Annotated in this window: 18 protein-coding genes and 1 pseudogene; 9 read left to right on the top strand and 10 right to left on the bottom strand. The window is 68.5% G+C overall.

Annotation, left to right across the window (positions count from 1 at the left end; translation table 11 throughout):
- Position 1: 1 nt before the first annotated feature.
- Genes EXE63_RS21540 through EXE63_RS21555 form a run of 4 tightly spaced genes read left to right on the top strand, consistent with a single transcriptional unit; the run spans position 2 to position 2821 of the window.
- A complete protein-coding gene (locus EXE63_RS21540) occupies positions 2–718 on the top strand; it encodes an FtsB family cell division protein (RefSeq protein WP_168143619.1) in 717 nt (238 codons plus the stop codon).
- Entirely contained in the window at positions 711–1202 is a 492-nt protein-coding gene (locus EXE63_RS21545) for a DUF501 domain-containing protein (protein ID WP_168143620.1), read from the top strand. The genes EXE63_RS21540 and EXE63_RS21545 overlap by 8 nt, the downstream gene beginning before the upstream one ends.
- Complete coding sequence (locus EXE63_RS21550) at positions 1199–2137, top strand: Ppx/GppA phosphatase family protein (RefSeq protein ID WP_168143621.1); 939 nt, start codon at positions 1199–1201, stop codon at positions 2135–2137. The genes EXE63_RS21545 and EXE63_RS21550 overlap by 4 nt, the downstream gene beginning before the upstream one ends.
- A 33-nt stretch (positions 2138–2170) precedes the next feature.
- On the top strand, positions 2171–2821 hold the full coding sequence (locus tag EXE63_RS21555) for a hypothetical protein (RefSeq protein WP_168143622.1): 651 nt from the start codon (positions 2171–2173) through the stop codon (positions 2819–2821).
- Positions 2822–2944: 123 nt separating this feature from the next.
- On the opposite strand, the gene EXE63_RS33510 is transcribed toward EXE63_RS21555, so the two are convergent.
- Entirely contained in the window at positions 2945–3334 is a 390-nt protein-coding gene (locus EXE63_RS33510; protein WP_366515289.1) for a hypothetical protein, read from the bottom strand.
- A gap of 55 nt (positions 3335–3389) precedes the next feature.
- On the opposite strand from EXE63_RS33510, the gene EXE63_RS33515 reads away from it, so the two are divergent.
- Positions 3390–3962: a hypothetical protein gene (locus tag EXE63_RS33515; RefSeq protein ID WP_366515291.1), complete on the top strand. Its 573-nt coding sequence runs from the start codon at positions 3390–3392 to the stop codon at positions 3960–3962.
- Between the two features lie 130 nt (positions 3963–4092).
- Here EXE63_RS33515 and EXE63_RS21565 read toward each other — a convergent pair whose 3' ends face one another.
- Together EXE63_RS21565 and EXE63_RS21570 are read right to left on the bottom strand one after the other, a co-directional pair.
- Positions 4093–5073, bottom strand: a complete 981-nt coding sequence (locus EXE63_RS21565; protein ID WP_168143623.1) for an MPT63 family protein — start codon at positions 5071–5073, stop codon at positions 4093–4095.
- A gap of 318 nt (positions 5074–5391) precedes the next feature.
- Positions 5392–5745, bottom strand: coding sequence for an ArsR/SmtB family transcription factor (locus EXE63_RS21570; protein WP_168143624.1), 354 nt, complete (start codon positions 5743–5745; stop codon positions 5392–5394).
- A 68-nt stretch (positions 5746–5813) separates the two neighbouring features.
- Here EXE63_RS21570 and EXE63_RS21575 point away from each other — a divergent pair, with 68 nt between their 5' ends.
- The 3 genes from EXE63_RS21575 to EXE63_RS21585 all read left to right on the top strand — a co-directional run bounded on the left by EXE63_RS21575 (position 5814) and on the right by EXE63_RS21585 (position 10107).
- Positions 5814–7703, top strand: a complete 1890-nt coding sequence (locus EXE63_RS21575) for a heavy metal translocating P-type ATPase (protein ID WP_168143625.1) — start codon at positions 5814–5816, stop codon at positions 7701–7703.
- Between the two features lie 23 nt (positions 7704–7726).
- Entirely contained in the window at positions 7727–8107 is a 381-nt protein-coding gene (locus EXE63_RS21580; RefSeq protein WP_168143626.1) for a hypothetical protein, read from the top strand.
- A gap of 530 nt (positions 8108–8637) precedes the next feature.
- Entirely contained in the window at positions 8638–10107 is a 1470-nt protein-coding gene (locus EXE63_RS21585; protein WP_168143627.1) for a hypothetical protein, read from the top strand.
- Between the two features lie 84 nt (positions 10108–10191).
- On the opposite strand, the gene EXE63_RS21590 is transcribed toward EXE63_RS21585, so the two are convergent.
- The 3 genes from EXE63_RS21590 to EXE63_RS21600 form a co-directional block, all read right to left on the bottom strand.
- Complete coding sequence (locus EXE63_RS21590) at positions 10192–10680, bottom strand: MarR family winged helix-turn-helix transcriptional regulator (protein WP_168143628.1); 489 nt, start codon at positions 10678–10680, stop codon at positions 10192–10194.
- A 144-nt stretch (positions 10681–10824) separates the two neighbouring features.
- The gene (locus EXE63_RS21595; RefSeq protein WP_168143629.1) at positions 10825–12702 is read right to left on the bottom strand and encodes a propionyl-CoA synthetase; all 1878 of its coding nucleotides are present in this window, start codon (positions 12700–12702) and stop codon (positions 10825–10827) included.
- 55 nt (positions 12703–12757) lie between these two features.
- A complete protein-coding gene (locus EXE63_RS21600) occupies positions 12758–13306 on the bottom strand; it encodes a maleylpyruvate isomerase family mycothiol-dependent enzyme (RefSeq protein ID WP_168143630.1) in 549 nt (182 codons plus the stop codon).
- 24 nt (positions 13307–13330) lie between these two features.
- Here EXE63_RS21600 and EXE63_RS21605 point away from each other — a divergent pair, with 24 nt between their 5' ends.
- Positions 13331–14170: a helix-turn-helix domain-containing protein gene (locus tag EXE63_RS21605; RefSeq protein ID WP_234904211.1), complete on the top strand. Its 840-nt coding sequence runs from the start codon at positions 13331–13333 to the stop codon at positions 14168–14170.
- 7 nt (positions 14171–14177) lie between these two features.
- Here EXE63_RS21605 and EXE63_RS21610 read toward each other — a convergent pair.
- The 4 genes and pseudogenes from EXE63_RS21610 to EXE63_RS21625 all read right to left on the bottom strand — a co-directional run.
- Positions 14178–15950 (bottom strand): annotated as a pseudogene (locus EXE63_RS21610) (sensor histidine kinase); the annotation flags it as partial.
- A gap of 22 nt (positions 15951–15972) precedes the next feature.
- Complete coding sequence (locus EXE63_RS21615; RefSeq protein WP_168143632.1) at positions 15973–16653, bottom strand: response regulator; 681 nt, start codon at positions 16651–16653, stop codon at positions 15973–15975.
- Positions 16650–19163: a DUF4118 domain-containing protein gene (locus tag EXE63_RS21620; protein ID WP_168143633.1), complete on the bottom strand. Its 2514-nt coding sequence runs from the start codon at positions 19161–19163 to the stop codon at positions 16650–16652. The genes EXE63_RS21615 and EXE63_RS21620 overlap by 4 nt, the downstream gene beginning before the upstream one ends.
- A complete protein-coding gene (locus EXE63_RS21625; protein ID WP_168143634.1) occupies positions 19156–20013 on the bottom strand; it encodes a potassium-transporting ATPase subunit C in 858 nt (285 codons plus the stop codon). The genes EXE63_RS21620 and EXE63_RS21625 overlap by 8 nt, the downstream gene beginning before the upstream one ends.
- Between the last annotated feature and the right edge of the window lies 1 nt (position 20014).

Here is a 20014-nt window from a genome sequence, read left to right on the forward strand (position 1 = left end):
CATGCCCGACGCGAAACGGCCCGATCCGCGCCGCCGCGGCCCTGCCCCCAGGCCGGGCAAGGCGGGCGGGGCGGGCCGTCCGCGTGCGGCGTCGCGGCGTGAACCGCGCGCCATCGAGAGCCGGGAAGGCCGTGAGGCCCGGGAAGCGGCGGCCGAGCCCCTGGAAACCGGCGCGGGATCCCCGGACGCCGGGCCGGACACCGTCGCCGAGGCGATCCGCAAATCGGTCGCCGAATCCGCCGAGCAGCAGTCCGATCAGCGCTTCGGGTCGGCGGCTCGGCGGGCGGCGATCCTGGCCGCGGTGGTGTGTGTGCTCACGCTGACCATCGCCGGCCCGGTGCGCACCTACTTCGCCCAGCGAACCGAGATGAATCAGTTGAAAACCGTTGAAGCGCAGCTCCGTTCGCAGATCGCGGATCTGGAGCAGCAGAAGATCAAGCTCGAAGACCCGGTGTTCATCGCGGCCCAGGCCCGCGAACGGCTGGGTTTTGTGATGCCCGGCGACATCCCCTACCAGGTGCAGCTGCCCCCGGGTGCCACCGCGGCCCCGGTGACCGGCCCGGACGCCCCGGAGGTGGCCTCCGGTGATCCGTGGTACACATCGCTGTGGCACACCATCGCCGATGCCCCGCATGGGGTTTCGCCGATGATCACCCCCGCTCCGGTGCCCGCGGAGCCGACCGACGTCCCTGCCGACCCCCCACCCGCCGGTGGTTGAGCAGGCCGACCTGGACGCCGTCGCGCAGCAACTCGGTCGTGAGCCGCGCGGCGTCCTGGAGATCGCGTACCGGTGTCCCAACGGGGAGCCCGCCGTGGTGAAGACGGCACCGAAACTTCCCGACGGCACACCGTTCCCGACGCTGTACTACCTGACCCACCCGGTGCTGACCGCCGCCGCGAGCCGGTTGGAGTCCTCGGGCCTGATGCGGGAGATGACCGAACGACTGGCGCAGGATCCCGAGCTGGCGGCGGCCTATCTGCGGGCCCACGAATCCTTCCTCGCCGAACGTGATGCCATCGAATCGCTGGGCACCACGTTCACCGGCGGCGGCATGCCCGACCGGGTCAAGTGCCTGCACGTGGTGATGGCGCACGCGTTGGCCAAGGGCCCGGGGGTCAACCCGTTCGGCGACGAGGCGCTCGCCCTGCTGGCCGTCGAACCCGGCATGGCCGGAATCCTGGACCGCGAGGTGTGGACATGACGGTCGGTGCCGTTGACTGCGGCACCAACTCGATCCGGCTGCTCATCGCCGAACCCGGCGAGGACGGGCGGCTGCGCGATGTGCACCGCGAGATGCGCATCGTGCGACTGGGCCAGGGGGTGGACGCCACCGGGGAGTTCGCCCCGGAAGCGTTGGCACGCACCGAGTCCGCGCTGTCCGACTACGCCGACCTGATGCGTGAGCACGGCGTGCGCAAGGTCCGCATGGTGGCGACGTCGGCGGCGCGCGACGCCGGCAACCGCGACGAGTTCTTCGCGATGACCGCGCGGCTGCTGGGTTCGGTATCGCCGGGCGCAGTCGCCGAGGTGATCACCGGGACCGAGGAGGCTGAGCTGTCCTTCCGCGGGGCCGTCGGCGAACTCGACGCCGGCGCAGCGCCTTTCATCGTCGTCGATCTGGGCGGTGGTTCCACCGAACTGGTGCTCGGCGACTCGGAGGTGACAGCGTCCTATTCCGCCGATATCGGCTGTGTGCGGATCAAGGAACGCTGCCTGCATACGGATCCGCCGACGGCAGCCGAGATCGGCGCCGCCCGGGCGGTGGTGCGTGAACGGCTGGCCGAAGCCCTGGCGGTGGTCCCGGTCGAGGGCGCCCACACCTGGGTGGGGGTGGCCGGCACCTTCACCACGCTGGCTGCGCTGGCGCACCGGCTGCCGGTGTACGACCCTGCGGCGATTCACCTGTCGCGGACGGCCTTCGGCGATCTGCTGCCGGTCTGCGCGCAGCTCATCGCGATGTCCGGCGAGCAGCGGCTGGCGCTCGGGCCCATGCACGAGGGCCGGGCCGATGTCATTCCGGGCGGCGCGATCATCGTCGAGGAACTGGCCCGGGTCCTGGCCGAACGGGCCGGCCTGAGCGAACTCGTGGTCAGCGAGCACGACATCCTGGACGGTATTGCGCTGTCCATCGCTTAGCGTGGTAGCGGTGAAACGTGAGGAGGAGCGGCGTTGAGCACATGGAATTCGGGTGGCACACCTCCGCCCGTCGTCCCGCGCCCACCGGCGAAGCGCGGACCGAATATCGGCGTCATCGTCGGGATCACCGCCGCCGTGCTGGCGATCGGTGCCGCAGCGACCTACCTGGTGTTGCGCCCGTCGGCACCGGACGATGCCGCGGTTGAGCAGTCGGCGGCACCGGAAACCTCAGCGGCGCCAACCACTTCGGCAGCTGCCGACGATCCCAACACGCGGCTGATGAAGGCGCTGCCGAAGGGGTACCCGGCCGGCGCGTGCAAGCCGGTGGCTCGGCTGCAAGGGGCGATGTCCACCATCGCGTGCACCGTGAACAGGGATCCGGGCGGCCCGATGTCGGCCACCTACTCGCTGCTGCTGGACACCGCCGCACTCGATGCTGCCATCGAGGACCTGGCGTCGACGTCAACCGTGGTGGACTGCCCGGGGCGAATCCAGTCACCCGGGCCGTGGCGGCACAACGCCTCGCTGCACGAGGTCAGCGGCACCCTTGTCTGCGGTATTCAGAACGACAATCCGATGCTGGCCTGGACCGATATCGATCAGCAGATGATCGCGGTGACCCAGGGCCGTCCGGCCGGGCCGACGCTCGATCACCTGTACAACTGGTGGACCACGCACTCCTGAGCGGGCCGACGAACGCGATCGGGGTGGCACCTGCAGCTTGGTCGGGCTTCGTCGCCGTCTGACCAACATGGCGAGTTTGGTTGCCCCCCGAGCGGGTAGCCGAAGTAAATGCCCGGAAAGCGCTCATCGATATTGCTGGTCGCCGACCCTGGCGCACCGGCCAAGATCGCCGAGCGTCTGTCTGGTTCGCTGCCGGAGATGCTCACTGACCTTGGCGCCGCCGGAGACAGCTGGGACGTGGCTGTGCGACCGCACGCTTTCCCGATCGACGAACATGCCGAGATGGCGGACGTCATCAGCGCGGTGGGTCCGGACGACGAGACAGAAGACATCGTCATCTATCTCACCGATCTGCCGCGGCGACGGGGCAAGACGCCGGTCATAGCCGATATCAGCGTGCGCGACCGATTCGGCGTCATCTGCATCCCCGGTTTGGGTGGTGCGTTCATCGATCGTCGAGTGAGATCGGTGGCGCGCACGGTCGTGGCCGAGGTGTCGCGGCAGTCGGGCCAACGGGAAACGCAGGTGAACGGGCTGGCGCGGATACAGGACGACGGCGTTGTCCGCTATGTCGCAGTCAGCCCTTCCGCGCCTGCGGCTGCTCGCGGGCATCGTGTACGCAAACCGCCCGTGGCGACTGGTTACCGGTATGTCGAAGGTGATGATGGCGGCGTTCGCGACCGGAGCTGTCAGCCTTGCCTATCCGACGATCTGGCAATTGTCGGTCACCATGGGCCCGTGGCGGATGGGCGCGGCAACGGTCTTGGCGAGCGCAGCGATGATCGGTTGGCTCATTGTCGAACACGGCTTGTGGGAACGGCCCTCATCGCCCGACGAGCGGGACCGTGCGGCGTTGTACAACGCGTCGACTGACATCACTTTGACCTTGGGAGTGATTGTCTTCCACATCGCGCTATTTCTCTTGCTGTTGGTGACCGCGTGGTGGACGTTGCCGCCGCAACTGGTGTCTCAGAACATCGGTCAGCCAGTCAGCTTTTCGTCATTGCTGTTGATCTCGTGGTTGGTGGCCGCCATCGCCACGTTGGGCGGCGCGTTGGGTTCGGGGATGGAGGACGACGAAGCCGTGAAGGCGGCGGCCTACGGGGTACGGCAACGTCGGCGATTCGAGGAATCGCACTGATGCGCGTGCGCCAGTAAGCATGGCGCGTCGCCTCGGAGAAAAGTTGAGTTATCCCAGGCCAACTGCTTCGGCCTGTGGCACCCGGTCTGAGACCCGAAGGCGCCCCGGTCCGATGGGACCGGGGCGCCGATTACGTTGTGAAGCAGGGTTTTACGCCGGCGGCGCGATGACCGGGGTGGTGACCGGTGCCGCGCCTGCGGGCAACGGGGTGCCCTGGCTGCCACCGTCGATGCGGGCTTCGTCTCCGGGCAAAGTGCCCTCCACGGCCGCCGGTGCCGGTGCGGCGCCCTCCGCCGGGGAACAGCCTCGGCTGGGGCACGGCCGCAGCCGCCGGGGCTTCCTGCACGCCGGCCGGGGTCAGTCCGGGTTCGCCCTCGGGCAACGGCGTGCCCTGGCTGCCGGCCGGGACCGCAGCGGTCTCCGCGGTGCCTTCGGGCAGCGGGGTGCCCTGGCGGCCGGCTTCGGCCGGGACCGTGGTGGGTGCTGGTGTGGTCGCCTCGGCGTCCGCGGGAGCGGCCGGGGTCTCCGTGGTGGAGGTCTCGGTGCTCGTCGCCTCGGTGGCCGGTGCCTGGTAGGTCCGGGTGCCGCTGGCCGCGGCGCCACCACCGGTGCTTGCGGCGGGCGGCGGGGTGACCCAGACGATCAGGTCGGTGGCGTTGGTGGCGTAGACGACGCTGTCCGGTGCGGAGCCGGTGACGTCGAAGTAGACCTTGCCGGAGGTCTGCTGGCCCTGCGCCAGCGTCGCCGGGTTGACGCCCTGAGCGGTCGCGACGCCGAACAGCGCGCGGTAGGTCTGGCCGTCCCGGGCGCGGGCGTTGAAGTTGGACACGATCGGGATCGCACTGCCCTGGATGGCATGGTCGGTGGCCGTGGCCTCCCAGAGGGTGCCGTGGGGCTGGTAGGGGATCGTGTCGGTGCTGACCTTCAGGCCGGTGACCGTCCAGCCCTGCACGACGTTGCCGTCGACGAGTTCGGCCTGGCTCCCGAGGTGGGTGGTGTTCACGGCGTTGTGGTCGTCGGCAATCGCGTTCGGCGCGCTGAATGCTGTGATCGCCCCTGCGGCGGCAATGGCCGCAGCCGCAAACGCGGCCGCGATGCTGGTGGTCTTCACGGTGTTTCACTCCTGAGTCGTCCGAATATCGGCGTTCCCCCCGATGGGGTGCACACAATCAGCGAAGTTAGCAGGTGAGCAGGGTCGACGGAACCGTCGCCGGGCCGCCGGACGGTACCGGACGCCGCTGTGAAATACCCGGATGAAATCGCGGCAGCCGAGTTCAGCAAATATTGCAGGCGCGATCAGTATCTTTGCTGCGCCGGTCAGCGGCTTCCGCGCCAGCCGAGTGCTAATTCGACGGAATTTGCTCCATACAGCTGTATTGCCGGGGCCGCCGATCCGGAAAGCGGTGCGGCGAAACGCCGGTGTCCTGGCCTATGCGGTGTCGTCGCGGGCGCCGAGGCGCAGATGCTCGATGTGGAAAACCGCTTCGTCCAGCAGCTGCGCGACGTGGTTGTCGAAGAGTCGGTAGACGATGTTGCGGCCCGCGCGATCGCCGGTCACCAGGCCCAGCGCGCGCAGCAGCCGGAGCTGATTGGACACCGCGGATTGCTCCATCCCGACAGCGGACGACAGGTCGGTCACCGTGCACGGGGCCTGGCGCAGCCGGGTGAGGATCAGCAGTCGATTCGGCGAGGCGAGGGCCTGCAGCGTTTCGGCGACCTTGACCGCCGAGGCGGGGTCCAGGGACGTCACCGGAGGGGTGCGTCCGTCCACGCCGTGTCCCATCTTTCAATTGAACCACGGCGTACGGCTTCTCTTTAGACATGTAGAACTTTACATGTTTTGATGTGAACATGGTGACGGACGTTCGGCAGCCGGAAGCGCGCACGACCCGGTCCATCCGCAGTGCGGCGTGGTCCCTGTCCTCGGTGCGGTGGGCGGCCGTGGCGTTGATGTTCTTCGCGCTGGGGTTGGTCGCCCAACTCCTCGGTGCGCCCGAAATCATCTGGTGGGCTTTGTATCTCGTGTGTTACGCCGCGGGAGGGTGGCGGCCCGGACTCGACGGGTTGCGGGAGCTCGCCGTGCGACGCCTCGATGTCGACCTGCTCATGGTGCTGGCCGCGGTCGGCGCCGCTTCGATCGGTCAGGTTTTCGACGGCGCTTTGTTGATCGTCATCTTCGCGACATCGGGTGCCCTGGAGGACGTGGCGACCACCCGCACCGCCGATTCGGTGCGTGCGCTGCTGGACCTGGCGCCCGACCGCGCCACCCTCATCGACGACGGTGGCGAACGCGTGGTGGCGGCAACCGAGTTGCGGGTCGGTGACCGTATCCAGGTGCGGCCGGGCGAGCGCATTCCGGCCGACGCCGCGGTGCTGGCCGGTACATCGGACGTCGACCAGTCCTCGATCACCGGCGAGCCGCTACCGGTCCCGGTCGGTCCCGGCGACGAGATCTTCGCAGGCACCCTGAACGGGGCCGGAGCATTGCAGGCCGGCGTGATCCGCGACCCGGCCGACAGCGTGGTGGCGCGCATCGTCACCCTGGTGGCGGAGGCCTCGGCCACCAAGGCGCGCACCCAGCTGTTCATCGAGAAGCTCGAGCAGCGCTACTCGGTGGTCATGGTGGCCGCGACGCTGGCCCTGTTCGTCGTGCCGCAGCTGTTCGGTGAAGATCTGCGCTCGGCACTGCTGCGGGCGATGACGTTCATGATCGTCGCTTCCCCGTGTGCTCTGGTGCTGGCCACCATGCCGCCGCTGCTGTCGGCCATCGCCACGGCCGGGCGGCACGGGGTGCTGGTCAAATCGGCTGTCGCCATGGAACATCTGGCCACCGTGGACACCGTCGCCTTCGACAAGACGGGGACCCTCACCACGGGCACGCCCCGGGTGGTGACCGCCCCGTCGCGGGACATCCTGCGGTCGGCCGCGGCGGCCGAACGCTACAGCGAACATCCACTCGGGCGGGCGATCGTCGCGCATGCCCGCGACAGCGGGATCGACATCCCGCCGGCGCTCGACTTCCAGGCGGTACCGGGGCGCGGGGTGCGGGCGACGGTGCAGTCGCGCCACGTCGAGGTGGTCAATCCCGGTGCGGTACCGGGTCCGGCGATCCCGGAGGTCGCCGAACTGGAGCGATCCGGTGTGACCGTCGTCGTCGTCATCATCGACGGAGTGCCGGCCGGGGCGATCGGGCTGCGTGACACCGCGCGCCCCGCCGCGGCGGATGCGGTGCGCGCGGTGTCCCGCCTCACCACGCATCCGCCGGTGCTGCTGACCGGGGACAATCCCGGAGCCGCGGCGCATCTGGCGGACGAGGTGGGTATCGGTGCGGTGCGCGCAGAACTGCTGCCGGACCAGAAGGTGGCCGCGGTGCGGGAACTGCCCGGCCGGGTGCTGGTGATCGGCGACGGTGTCAACGACGCCCCGGCGATGGCGGCGGCGCACGCGTCGATCGCGATGGGGCGCTCCGGCGCGGACCTGACCCTGCAGACGGCGGATGCGGTCACCGTCCGCGATGACCTGACCGCCATCCCGGCGGTGCTGGCCCTGGCCCGGCGCGCACGCCGGATGGTGCTGGCCAACCTGGCCATCGCCGGGACCTTCATCGTGGTACTGGTGGTGTGGGACCTGTTCTGGTACTTACCCTTACCGCTGGGCGTCGCCGGCCACGAAGGGTCGACCATCATCGTGGCGCTCAACGGACTGCGGCTGCTGCGCCGCGGGGCCTGGCCTGCCGACTGATGCGACGCGTACCTTGCCAGGCGATGACGTCCCATCCCGACCGCACCGTGGACCGGCGCCGTCTTCGTCGGCGTGGCGTGGGGACGGCCGTGATCACCATGGCGAATGCCGCGACGCTGCGGGGGCAGGGCACCGTGGGCATCGGGGTGGCCAGAGAGTTGGCCGTGCGGCCGGAATTGCTGCTCGCCGATGATGTTCCACTGCACGTGGTGACCGAGGTTGCGCTGTGGGTCGGGCCGCGAGCCCGTGGGATCACCGTGCTTGAGGTGTCGTCCAAGTGTGAGGGGCTGGCCCAGGCCGACCGGGTGGTCGTGCTTGTCGACAGCGAGGAAGCGGTCATCGGTCCGGGGACGGAGCTGAGCCTGGCATTAGGGACACCTCGCGGCCCGAGTCTGTTGAGTTAGCGTGTATCCACATGAGCTTTTCGCAGGCGACCGTCATCGAGGCGATACCGTTGAACCCGCGATTACGCCGGATCGCTCGGCAGGTTGAGGACCCCGAGACCCTCGGCGTCAAACAGGCCGGGGTCTCGGCCGCCCCACCTATTTCCCGGACTCGGGCGGGGAGGGTCGTAACTACTCGGTTCGGTCCTCGGACGGCGCCCGCATCGCGGTCAAGATCGTTCTGCACGCCTGCGGGATCGCTACTGCGTGGGCTGCCGGCGAGAGGACAGCGTGATCGCGCCAGCCTCGACCATGCCCGGACGCCGGGCTTTCGGCCGGTCTGTCGGGCAGCCGCGGTCGCCGTGGCGAACGAGCTCAAGCCCGACTCCTGTCATGGTCGGTGGCCACACCTTGGCGGATGGAAGTCGTTCCGCGCACCCATCTAGCTAGTAGCACTAATAGTTAGTGCTCGATCTGTTTTCCGATCCACGACCTGCCTCTAGGTTTCGCAACAGTGCCCAATGGGGCCCATTGAAACCGAGGAGATACCCGTGCAACCAGCACTTCCGGCCGCAGCCCTGGTCTGCGACTATCGTTCGCGTCGTTCTCAGTCAGCATCCACGCGGGTCAAGGTGATGGTGGCCGGTGTCGCCGTGGCCAGTGCGGGTGCGCTGGCCGTCAATCCCGTAGTGGCCACCCCCACATTGCCCAATTTGTCGGATGTCCGCTCGGCAACGGTTGAACTGACCGCCTTCGACAATCCACTCGAGGTGCTGAACGAGCACGCAGCCAAGACGATCAACCGACTTCTCACCTCGGGCGCCGATGGCGCGACCGCCGCTGGCGCAGTGCTTAGTTCGCTGGCCAACCCTGGCTTCCAGGAGGAGCTCGCCAGCTTCATCCGTACTAATGTCGCGAATCCGCTGTTGATCGTCACCCAACTGCTGCAGGCACCTGGTCAGTACGGCGGACGGATTATCGAAGCACTCAGGGATGCGGGCGCCGGTGGCGGCCTCAACGCGAACCAGCTGCCGGAGCTGCTGAAGACAATTGTCGGCTACGTGGCACAGGGTGAGTTTGTCGAGGCATTCAGCGCGTTCAACAACTGGTTCCTCATCGACGTGCTGTCGCCCGGTCGCACGGCCCTGCTGGATGCGTTGCTGATCCCGGGTGACTTCGCTGAGTCCATTGGGGCAGCTCCACTCGGGCGGGTGCTCGACGCCACGTTCAGCCGAGCCATGCTCGGTGACTTCGCGCGTGCGCTGCTGGGGCCTGCGGTAACGACGACGTTCCAGACTGCGGAGGTTATGGATGGCATCGTTGCCGCGGTGCGCGCCGGCGATCTCCTGAGTTTGGTCAGCCACGTGATCAACGCGCCGATTCGGATCATCAGTGCCTTCGTCAACGGCTACGTCCCAGGCTTCGCCATCGATCCCACCACGCCCAATCCCACTGGTCAGGTTTTCCCGGGTCTGTTCGGCCCGCGTGGCACGTTCGACTTCTTCTTCCGAAACCTGCCCACAGCGATTGCCAACGCGATCAAACCGCCAGCCCCCGTGGTGGTACCTGTCACCGCTGAGTTCGCGCCGACATCGGTTGCCGACGTCAGCTTCGGTGACAGCACGATCACGCTGGCTACCGAGCCCGCCGACGACACCGCCTTTGCCTCTCTGGACACCGCTAGAGAATCCCCGGCCGCGCCTGCGGAGGAAATTGTCGGGGATGTCGCCGGAACCGCACCGGCTCCGGCTGATGACAACGCCGTCGCGGACAACGAGGAGACAGAGACTTCGGACGACAGCACCGATGCGACCGAGACGTCGGACGACAGCACCGATGCGACCGAGACTTCGGACGACAGCACCGATGCGACCGAGACATCGGACGACAGCACCGATGCAGACAGCACCCCGGAGGCGTCGGCCCCGTCCGGTCTGAATGCAGCCAGCAGCAAATCAGGTGCGAAGTCCCCACGTAGTGTGAAGACCAGCCGCAGCGCCGGTTCCGGTAGCGCTCGCTAGCCGGCGCCGAACGTCTAGCAGAGGTCCTTGGGGATCACCTCACCGGTGACCCTCAAGGACCTCCGTTATTCGTCGCGGATGCTGTCACTCAGTGAGGTTGGGCCCGGCGTCGACTGGTTGGCCGGTGGACAGTCGCTTCAGCGATTCCAGCAGGTCGGTCAGAGCAGAAATCTCTGTCAGACTCAGTGTCGTGAGGATCGTTTCGCGTACTTCGGTGACCGCGTCACGTTGGGCCGCGTCACCTTCCTCGGTGATCTCGATCCAGACATTGCGGTGATCCGAGGGGTCGCGCCGCCGCCTGACCAAGCCGAGTTCATGAAGCCTGCGCACAGCTCTGGTCATCGTCGGCAAGGCCACGTGTTCGGCACGGGCCAGGTCGGACATCCGGGCTCGTCGTTGGTCCCGTAAGAAGTAGAGCACCGAGCACTGGGTCATCGTCAGGTTGCCGCCGGCGGTCCGGTCGTACTCCTGGCGACGCAGAGTTGTCATGAGCCGGAACAGATGCCAGTGCAGTTGCTCAGCGAGTTCATCGGTGGAACGGCCGTGCTCGTGCTCGTGCGGCGCGGTCAGCATGCTACATACGCGCTCTGGTCCTGTATCACCGGTTGATGGATCTCTCTGTCGGGTCTCACAAAGAAATCAGTATCCATTTTCCTGGCCGAACCGTAAAGGTGCTTTGCTTAGAGCCTTCTCAGGTACGAAATCGCTGATCCCGTCTCAGGCCCGGAGGGAACGCAGCGTCTCTTTGAGTGCGTCCAGCACCGAGGGATCCTCGATCGTCGACGGCACCGGCTCGTCGCGGCCGTCGGCGATACCGCGCATGGTCTTGCGCAGGATCTTGCCGGATCGAGTCTTCGGCAGGGCGGCAACCACATCCACGAGTTTGAAGCTCGCCACGGCGCCGATGTCGTTGCGTACCGCGTCGATCAGCTCATCGGCCACCCCGTCGGGCGAGAAGCCTGATTTGAGCACCACCAGCCCGCGGGGCACCTGCCCCTTCAGCTCGTCGGCCACCCCGATCACCGCACATTCGGCGACCGCGGGATGGCCGGCCAGCACCGCCTCGATGGAACCGGTGGACATCCGGTGCCCGGCCACGTTGATGACATCATCGGTGCGCCCGACGACGAAGAGGTACCCGTCGTCGTCGATGTGCCCACCGTCCCCGGTCAGGTAGTAACCCTTGAACGCCGTCAGGTACGAGGAGATGTAGCGGTCATCCTCCCCCCACAGCGTGGGCAGCGTGCCCGGGGGCAGCGGCAGCTTGATACAGATCGAACCCTCTTCGCCCGGTGCGCATTCCGAGCCGTCCAGGCGCAGCACCCGGACGTCGTAGCCGGGCATCGGGACCGTGGCCGAGCCCGGTTTCACCGGCAGCTTCTCCACGCCCATCGGGTCCGCGGCAATCGCCCAGCCGGTCTCGGTCTGCCACCAGTGATCGATGATCGGGATGCCGAGCTTCTCCGAGGCCCATTCGTAGGTGCCGGGGTCCAGCCGCTCGCCGGCCTGGAACAGGTACTTCAGGTTCGACAGGTCGTAGTCGGCCAGCAGCGTGGCGTCGGGATCCTCTTTCTTGATGGCCCGGATCGCGGTTGGTGCGGTGAACAGGGCCTTGACGTTGTGCTCGGCGGCGACCCGCCAGAACGCGCCGGCATCCGGGGTACCGACCGGCTTGCCTTCGTAGAGCACGGTCGTCGCACCCAGCATCAGCGGTGCGTACACGATGTAGGAGTGCCCGACCACCCAGCCGACATCTGAAGCGGCCCAGAACACTTCGCCGGGCTCGATGTCGTAGAGGTGGCGCATCGTCCACATCAGCGCCACCGCATGCCCGCCGTTGTCGCGGACGATCCCCTTGGGTTTGCCGGTGGTACCGGAGGTGTAGAGGACATAGAGCGGGTCGGTGGCGGCCACCGGCACCGGCGCGACGGGTTGCACGGCGGCCATCGCCTGCGCCCAGTCCACGTCGCGGCCCTCGACCAGTTCACACGGGTGCTGTTCGCGCTGCAGGATCACGCATTTGGGTGTGGAGTGCTCGGCCAGGCGCAGCGCCGCATCCAGCATCGGCTTGTACTCGACGATGCGGGTCGGCTCGATACCGCAGGACGCCGAGACCACCACGGTCGGCCGGGCGTCGTCGATGCGGGTGGCGAGTTCGTGGCCGGCGAATCCGCCGAACACCACCGAATGCACCGCGCCGAGCCGTGCGCAGGCGAGCATCGCGATGACGGCCTCGGGCACCATCGGCATGTAGATGACGACGCGGTCACCCTTCGTGACGCCGAGCCCCTGCAGGACGCCGGCGAACCGGGCGGTCTGGTCCAGCAGCTCGCGGTAGGTGTAGACGCGCTTGCTCCCGGTGACCGGGGAGTCGTAGATGAGCGCGGCCTGGTCGCCGCGCTCGGCGATATGCCGGTCGAGCGCGTTTTCGCAGGTGTTGAGCTCCCCGTCGGGGAACCACCGGTAGAACGGCGGGTTGCTGTCGTCGAGCACCCGCTGGGGTTCCCTGGTCCAGGTGACGCCCTTGGCGGCGTCGGCCCAGAACGCCGACGGGTCGGTGACACTGGCGTCGAAAAGTTCGCGATAGCCGGACATAGGGCAAACCGTAATCTGCGTCACGTTGCAATGCGGTTGCAACCACCCAGAAGGTTCAGCCGGTGCGGCCGAGGGCGGCCAGCACCCGGGTCTGGCGGTCGGTGGCGTCGCCGGCGTCGGCGCGTGTGCAGATGCCTTCCATGTAGAGCGCCTCACCCCAGCCGGCGATGCTGCGTTCCAGGCTGTCCAGCTCCGGTTCGGTGAAACGGTAGGGCGTCTCGGTGACCGCGGCGAGGTCCCAGCGGTGCGCGATCAGGTCGAACCCGTAGAACTGCAGCAGCGCGTCCCCGATGGTGGTCGGGCCGAAGTGGCCGTCGAAGGTGCGGGCGGGGACCTCGGGATCGGCGAGCAATTCCCGCACCGCGTCGGCGTGTGCGGACCAGGCCGCGCACGGATCGAACAGATCGGGCCGTGCGGGCAGGGGAAGGCCGTGCCCGCTCAGGTAGTCGCGTTCGGTGTCGATCAGGTGGGCGAGCACATCGCGTGCGGTCCAGCCTTCACACGGGCTGGGCCTGTCCCATTCTTCGGCGCGCAGGCTCGCGATCACCGCGGCCATACCCGCGGCCAGTTCGTCATACGTTTCTGCGACACTCGACTCGGTCATGAGCCGACGATAGGCAGCGAGACGGTGGGTGCATTGGACAAACCCGACAACTCCGTCGCGGCCGAGCCCGCCCACCTGCTCGACCCGGCGCACCGGGCCGCCATCCACATGTCACGGCCGGCCGCGAGTCCGGAATTCGCCGGGTTGATCCGGCGGTTCTGGATGCCGGTCTGGCGGGTGCCGACCGGGGAGGTCTACACCCAGCGGGTGCTGCAGTACCCGGTCTGTCTGCTGGTCGTCACCGGGGCCTACGCCCGGTTCTACGGTCCGTCGACGGGCTTGTCCGGCACCCCGCTGAGCGGTGACGGGTGGGCGGCCGGAGTGATGTTCGAGCCGGCGGCCGGGGCCCTGCTCACCGGCGGGGAGGTGGCCCGGTGGACCGATTCCCATGTCGAGTTGGCCGATCTGTTCGGGCCGGTGGGCGAGTCCCTGACCGCGCAGATCCGGGCGGCCATGGCGGGTGATCCCGTTTCGCCGCAGGCCCAGTCGGCCGCGGTCGACCGGTATCACGACTTCCTGCGCCATTATCTGCCGGTCGATGAGCAGGGCCTGCTGGTCAACGAGGTGGTCTCCTATGTGGAGGACAACCCGGAGGTGAACCGCGTCGCCGATGTCTGCGCACATTTCGCCATCGGTGAGCGGTTCCTGCAGCGGCTGACCCGGCACCGGGTGGGCCTGACGCCGAAGTGGCTGGTGCGCCGCCGCCGCATCCAGGACGCGACGTGGCGGCTGCGCACCGGGGTGACGACGATCGCCGCGGTGGCTGCCGACCTCGGCTACGCCGACGAGGCCCATCTGAGCCGCGACTTCCGCCGGGTCACCGGAATGACGCCGGGAGCCTTCGCCGCCCACTATGCCGACTGAATCAGTGCCGCTGGGTGAGCATCGCCACCGCCTGTTCGGCGACCGCGCCGAGCACCCGCCGGTCCCGGGCGGTCAGGGTGCGCCCCGCCATCAACATCCAGAACTCGTGATCGCCGACCTCGATCGCGGTGTCGGCGGCGTCCACGTCGGCGCACGGGTCCTGACCGGCGGAGGCCAACAGCGTGCCCTCGGCCGCCAGGATGCTCACCGCGCGTTGGGCGTACGTCTCCCGGAGCCGGTCGAGCAGCAGGGTCAGGTCGGCGTCGCGTAACGCCGAGTCGGCGAACAGCGCGAGCAACTCGGCCTCCTGCGCGGCGCGGCGCGCCTCGGCCGCGCGGCGGGCGGCCCGGTCCACCAGTGCGGCGACGGCCACCGCGACCAGCAGCAGCACCAGCACGGTGACGACGCTGTCGGAGTCGTAGACCGTGAAGCTGTGCACCGGACTCACCAGGAAGTAGGTGAGCAGCAGCCCCGAGATCACCGCGCTCAGGACGGCCGGACCCAGGCCGCCGAGCAGCGCCACCGCCAGCACGCCGGTGAAGAACAGCGCGCTCTGCCCCCCGATGCCCAGCAGGCCGGCGGGCAGCCAGGTCGTCAACGCACAGATCGACGCCGGAATGACCAGTGCGACAAGCCATGACAGGACCCGCCGCCGCGCCGTCGACTGCCGCGACCACGAGATACCGGTGTGCGCTTCGGGGTGGGTGACCATGTGCACGTCGACATTGCCGGACTGCTGGATGACCTGCGCGCCGATACCTTCGTCGAACATCCGGGCCCACCGCGACCGGCGTGATGTGCCGAGCACCACCTGGGTGGCGTTGTTGCTGCGCGCGAAGTCGAGCAGGGTGGCGGCGACGTCATCGCCGACGACGGTGTGCATCGTCGCGCCGAGACTGGCCGCGAGCTCACGCACGACCTTCTTCTGCTGCGGTGGGATCGCGGTCAGCCCGTCGCCCTGAATGACGTGCAGCACCTTGAGGTCCGCGCCGGACCGCGACGCGATCCGCGAGGCACGCCGCACCAGGGTCTCGGACTCGGGTCCACCGGACACCGCGACCACCACGCGTTCGCGGGCCTCCCAGGTGTCGGTGATGTTCTTGTCGGTGCGGTACTTGGCCAGCGCGGTGTCGACCTGATCGGCCAGCCACAGCAGCGCCAGTTGCCGCAGTGCGGTCAGGTTGCCGGGCCGGAAATAGTCGTCCATCGCTGCCGCGGCCTGTTCGGGTGGGTATACGTTGCCGTGAGCCATCCTGCGCCGCAACGCTTCCGGGGTGATATCGACCAGTTCGATCTGGTCGGCGGCGCGGACGAACTCGTCGGGGACGCGTTCGGCCTGGGCGGTGCCGGTGATGTGGCTGACCACGTCGTTGAGGCTTTCCAGGTGCTGGACGTTGACGGTGGTGATCACCGTGATACCGGCGTTGAGGAAGTCGTCCACGTCCTGCCAGCGATGGGCGTTGCGGCTGCCCGGGGTGTTGGTATGGGCCAGATCGTCGACCAGGACGACCTGGGGACGCCGGGCCAGCACCGCGTCGACGTCGATTTCGGGGGATCGGATGCCCTCGTGCTCGATGTGGGTCGGCGGGATCACCTCGATGCCCGCGAGCTGCTGGGCGGTCTTGCGGCGGCCGTGCGTGTCGATCACGGCGGCGACCACATCGGTGCCGCGCTCCAACCTGCGGTGCGCCTCACCGAGCATCGAATAGGTCTTGCCCACACCGGGAGCCGCACCCAGGTAGATGCGCAGGTCTGCGCGTTTGCGGCCGAGGATGCTCACCTGTCCATCATCCCTCGCGGGGCTACTCCTGGAAGCGGTATCCCATCCCGGCTTCGGTGATCAGATGCTTGGGGTGCGACGGATCGACCTCGAGCTTGCGCCGCAGCTGCGCCAGGTACACCCGCAGGTAGTGGGTCTCCTTGGCGTAGGAGGGGCCCCACACCTCCTTGAGCAGTTCCTCACGGCCCACCAGCTTGCCGCGGTGGCGCACCAGCATCTCCAGCATGCCCCACTCGGTGGGGGTCAGATGCACCTCGACGCCGCTCTTGGTGACCTTCTTGGCGGCCAGATCGACGGTGAACGACGAGGTTTCGATGACGGGCTGATCATCCTCGGTCGTGCTGCTGGCACGCCGCACCGCCGCCCGCAGGCGGGCCAGGAACTCGTCCATGCCGAAGGGTTTGGTGACGTAGTCGTCCGCGCCGGCGTCGAGCGCCTCCACCTTGTCCGAGGAATCGGTGCGCGCCGAGAGCACGATCACCGGCACGGTCAGCCAGCCGCGCAGCCCGGCCAGCACCTCGATACCGGACATATCGGGCAGCCCGAGGTCCAGGATCACCACATCGGGCCGGTGATCGGCGGCCGCGCGCAGCGCCTCGGCGCCGGTGGCCGCCGTGGTCACCTCGTAGCCGCGCACCGACAGGTTGATCCGCAGTGCGCGCAGGATCTGCGGTTCGTCGTCGATCACCAGGACCCTTGTCATTGCGGTGCCGCCAGATCGATCACGACGGTCAGCCCGCCGCCGGGGGTGTCATTGGCCGCGATCGTCCCGCCCATGGCGGCGACGAAGCCGCTGGCCACCGACAGGCCCAGTCCGACCCCGGTGGTGTTGTCCTGATCGCCGAGGCGCTGAAACGGCGCGAACAGCTGCTCCTCGGCGCCGCGCGGGATACCCGGACCCTCGTCGACGATATTGATCAGCACCCGGTCGCCCACCCGTCCCGCATTGACCCGCACCAGGCTGGCCGGTGCGTAGCGCAGCGCATTGTCGATGACGTTGACCAGCACCCGCTCCAACAGTCCGGCGTCGGCCAGCGCCACCGCGTCACCGACGTCGACCTTCACCCTGTCCACCAACTCCGTTGTCCGCCTGCTGATTCCCAGCAACGCCCGCTGGACCGCCTCTTCCAGGTACACCCGGCGCAGCGCCGGTCGCACCACTCCGGCCGCCAACCTCGATGAGTCCAGCAGATTGCCCACCAGCGCGGTCAACTGGTCGACGGATTCCTCGACGGTGGCCAGCAGTTCGGCGGTGTCCTCGGCGGAGAAGCCGACATCCTCACTGCGCAGACTGGACACCGCGGCCTTGGCGGCTGCCAGCGGGGTGCGCAGATCATGGCTGACCGCCGAGAGCAGCGAGCGGCGCAGTTCGTCTGCCCGCGCGATCGCCTCGGCCTGGCCGGCCTCTTCGATCAGTTCGCGCTGCCGCACCAGTCCGGCGGCCTGCCTGGCCACGGCGCCGAGGACCCGGCGGTCGCGGGCGGCCAGCCGGCGCCCCGAAAGGAGCAGCCAGAACTCGTCATCGCCGGCTTCGATGGCGGTGTCGGCGCTGTCGACGGTCACACACGGGTCCGTGCCGGCACACGCGACCACCTCGGCATCCCCGGCGTGTTCGCGCAGCAGGCTTACCGAGCCCTGGGAATACACCTCTCGCACCCGTTCCAGCAGGGCGGCCGGGTCGGCGCCGCGCAGCACCGAACCCGCGAAGTGCGCCAGCAATTCGGCCTCCTGGGAGGCCCGCCGGGCCTCGCGGGCGCGTTTGGCCGCGCCGTCGACCAGGGCCGCCACGGCAACGGCGATCATGCCCAGCACGGCGATGGTGATCGCGCTGTCCGGTTCGGAGATGGTGAAGGTGTACCGCGGCTCGACCAGGAAGTAGTTGAGCAGCAGGCCCGAGAGCACCGCCGACAGCGCCGCCGGCGCCATACCGCCGAGCAGCGCGACGGCGAGCACGCCGATGAAGAACAGCGCGCTCTCGCCGCTGAGGCCGAGGTACGGGTCCAACAGCAGCGCGGTCAGCGCGCACAGCGCGGTCGGCACCAGCACCGCGGCCAGCCACGAAAGTGCCGAGCGTTGCCACGGTTTGGGGGTTCGTCGCGCCGATCCGCGACCCGCCTCGTCGTGGGTGACCATGTGCACATCGATGCTCGACGAGTTCTGCACGACGGTCGCGCCGATACCCTCGTCGAAGATGCGTGCCCACCGGGACCTGCGTGACGTGCCGACCACGAGTTGGGTGGCGTTCATATCGCGGGCGAAGTCGAGCAGTGCGGCCGGCACGTTGTCGCCGACGACGGTGTGCAGCGTCGCGCCGAGACTGGCGGCGAGGTCGCGCACGTTGCCCATCATCGGTGCCGAGACACCGGCCAGCCCATCGCCGCGCACCACGTGCACGATCATCAGTTCCGCACTGGATTTCGAGGCGATCCGCGAGGCGCGGCGCACCAGGGTCTCGGATTCCCGGCCCCCGGTGACCGCGACGACGACCCGCTCGCGGGCCTCCCAGGTCGCGGTGATCTGGTTGTCGGAGCGGTACTTTGCCAACGCGGCGTCGACCTGATCGGCCAGCCACAACAACGCCAGTTCGCGCAGCGCGGTCAGGTTTCCGCGCCGGAAGTAGTTCGACAGGGCGGCGTCGATGCGCTCGGGGGAGTACACGTTGCCGTGGGAGAGTCTGCGCCGCAATGCCTCCGGCGTGATGTCGACCAGTTCGACCTGGTCGGCGGCGCGCACCACCTCATCGGGCACCTTCTCCTGCTGCTCGACTCCGGTGATCTGCGCGACCACGTCGTTGAGGCTCTCCAGGTGCTGGACATTGACGGTGGTGATCACCGTGATGCCCGCGGCCAGCAGCTGCTCGATGTCCTGCCAGCGCTTCGTGTTCGCGCTGCCCGGGGTGTTGGTGTGCGCCAGTTCGTCGACCAGCACGACCTCTGGGCGCCGGGCCAGCACCGCGTCGACGTCGAGTTCGGGGAACCTGGCGCCGCGGTACTCGATGTACCGCGGCGGGACGATCTCGATGCCCTCGAGCAACTCGGCCGTCTTGGCCCGGCCGTGGGTCTCGACGACGGCGGCCACCAGGTCGGTGCCCCGTTCCAGCCGGCGGTGGGCCTCGCCGAGCATGGCGAAGGTTTTGCCGACGCCGGGAGCCGCGCCCAGGTAGATGCGCAGCTCCCCGCGTTTCGGTCGGTCGGTCACCTGCCCATCATCCACCTAGGCCGTCGAGTGCGAGGTTGAGCTGCAACACGTTGACTCGCGGTGCGCCCATGAAGCCCAGCGCGCGGCCGTCGGTGTGCTCGGCGACCAGGGTCTGCACCTGCGCGGGGGTCAGACCGCGGGCCGCCGCGACCCGGTTCACCTGCAGGGCCGCGTACTCCGGCGAGATGTGCGGGTCCAGGCCGCTGCCGCTGGCGGTGACGGCGTCGGCGGGCACCGCCGCGACGGGGACGTCACCGTGGATCGGGACGATCTGGCCGCTCGCGTAGTCGGCGCCGGGTTCGGCGCATTCCACGGCCACCCCTTCGTAGTTGGCGATGAACGGTGCCGCGGGGCAGAGCTCGTTGACGCTGATGACCCGGGTCGGGTCGGCCACGATGCCGCGGACGTCGCGAGTACCCAGCACCGACAGCACGGCACCCACCCCGGAATCCGTGCAGAACGGCCGGGCCCCGCTGACGCCGTCGAGTTCACCGGCGGCCACGCTGCGGCTGCACACATCGGTCAGCAAGCTGGTGCGATCGGCGGTGTCGACGATGTCCTCCGGACCGAGGTTGGATGCGCCGCTGGACATCGGGTCGTAGCCGTCCCCGGCCGCCGACGGCCGGGACTGGAAGTACTGCGGCAGCGGACTCCCGTCGGCGTCGGTGTAGAGCTGCCCGATCAGGCTGCTGCCGACCGGCGCTCCATTGAGCTCGATGAGCGACCCGTCGGCCTTGTCCTTCAGGCCGGGCAGCTGGGCCAGCAGCCAGATGAACACCGGGTAGGCGATGCCGAGGATCAGGGTGAGCACCAGCAGCGCGCGCAGCGCGGCGGTGTGCTGGCGGAGGGTATTGGCGAAGTTCATG

Source organism: Mycolicibacterium frederiksbergense (assembly GCF_012223425.1).
GTDB classification, from domain to species: Bacteria; Actinomycetota; Actinomycetes; order Mycobacteriales; family Mycobacteriaceae; genus Mycobacterium; species Mycobacterium frederiksbergense.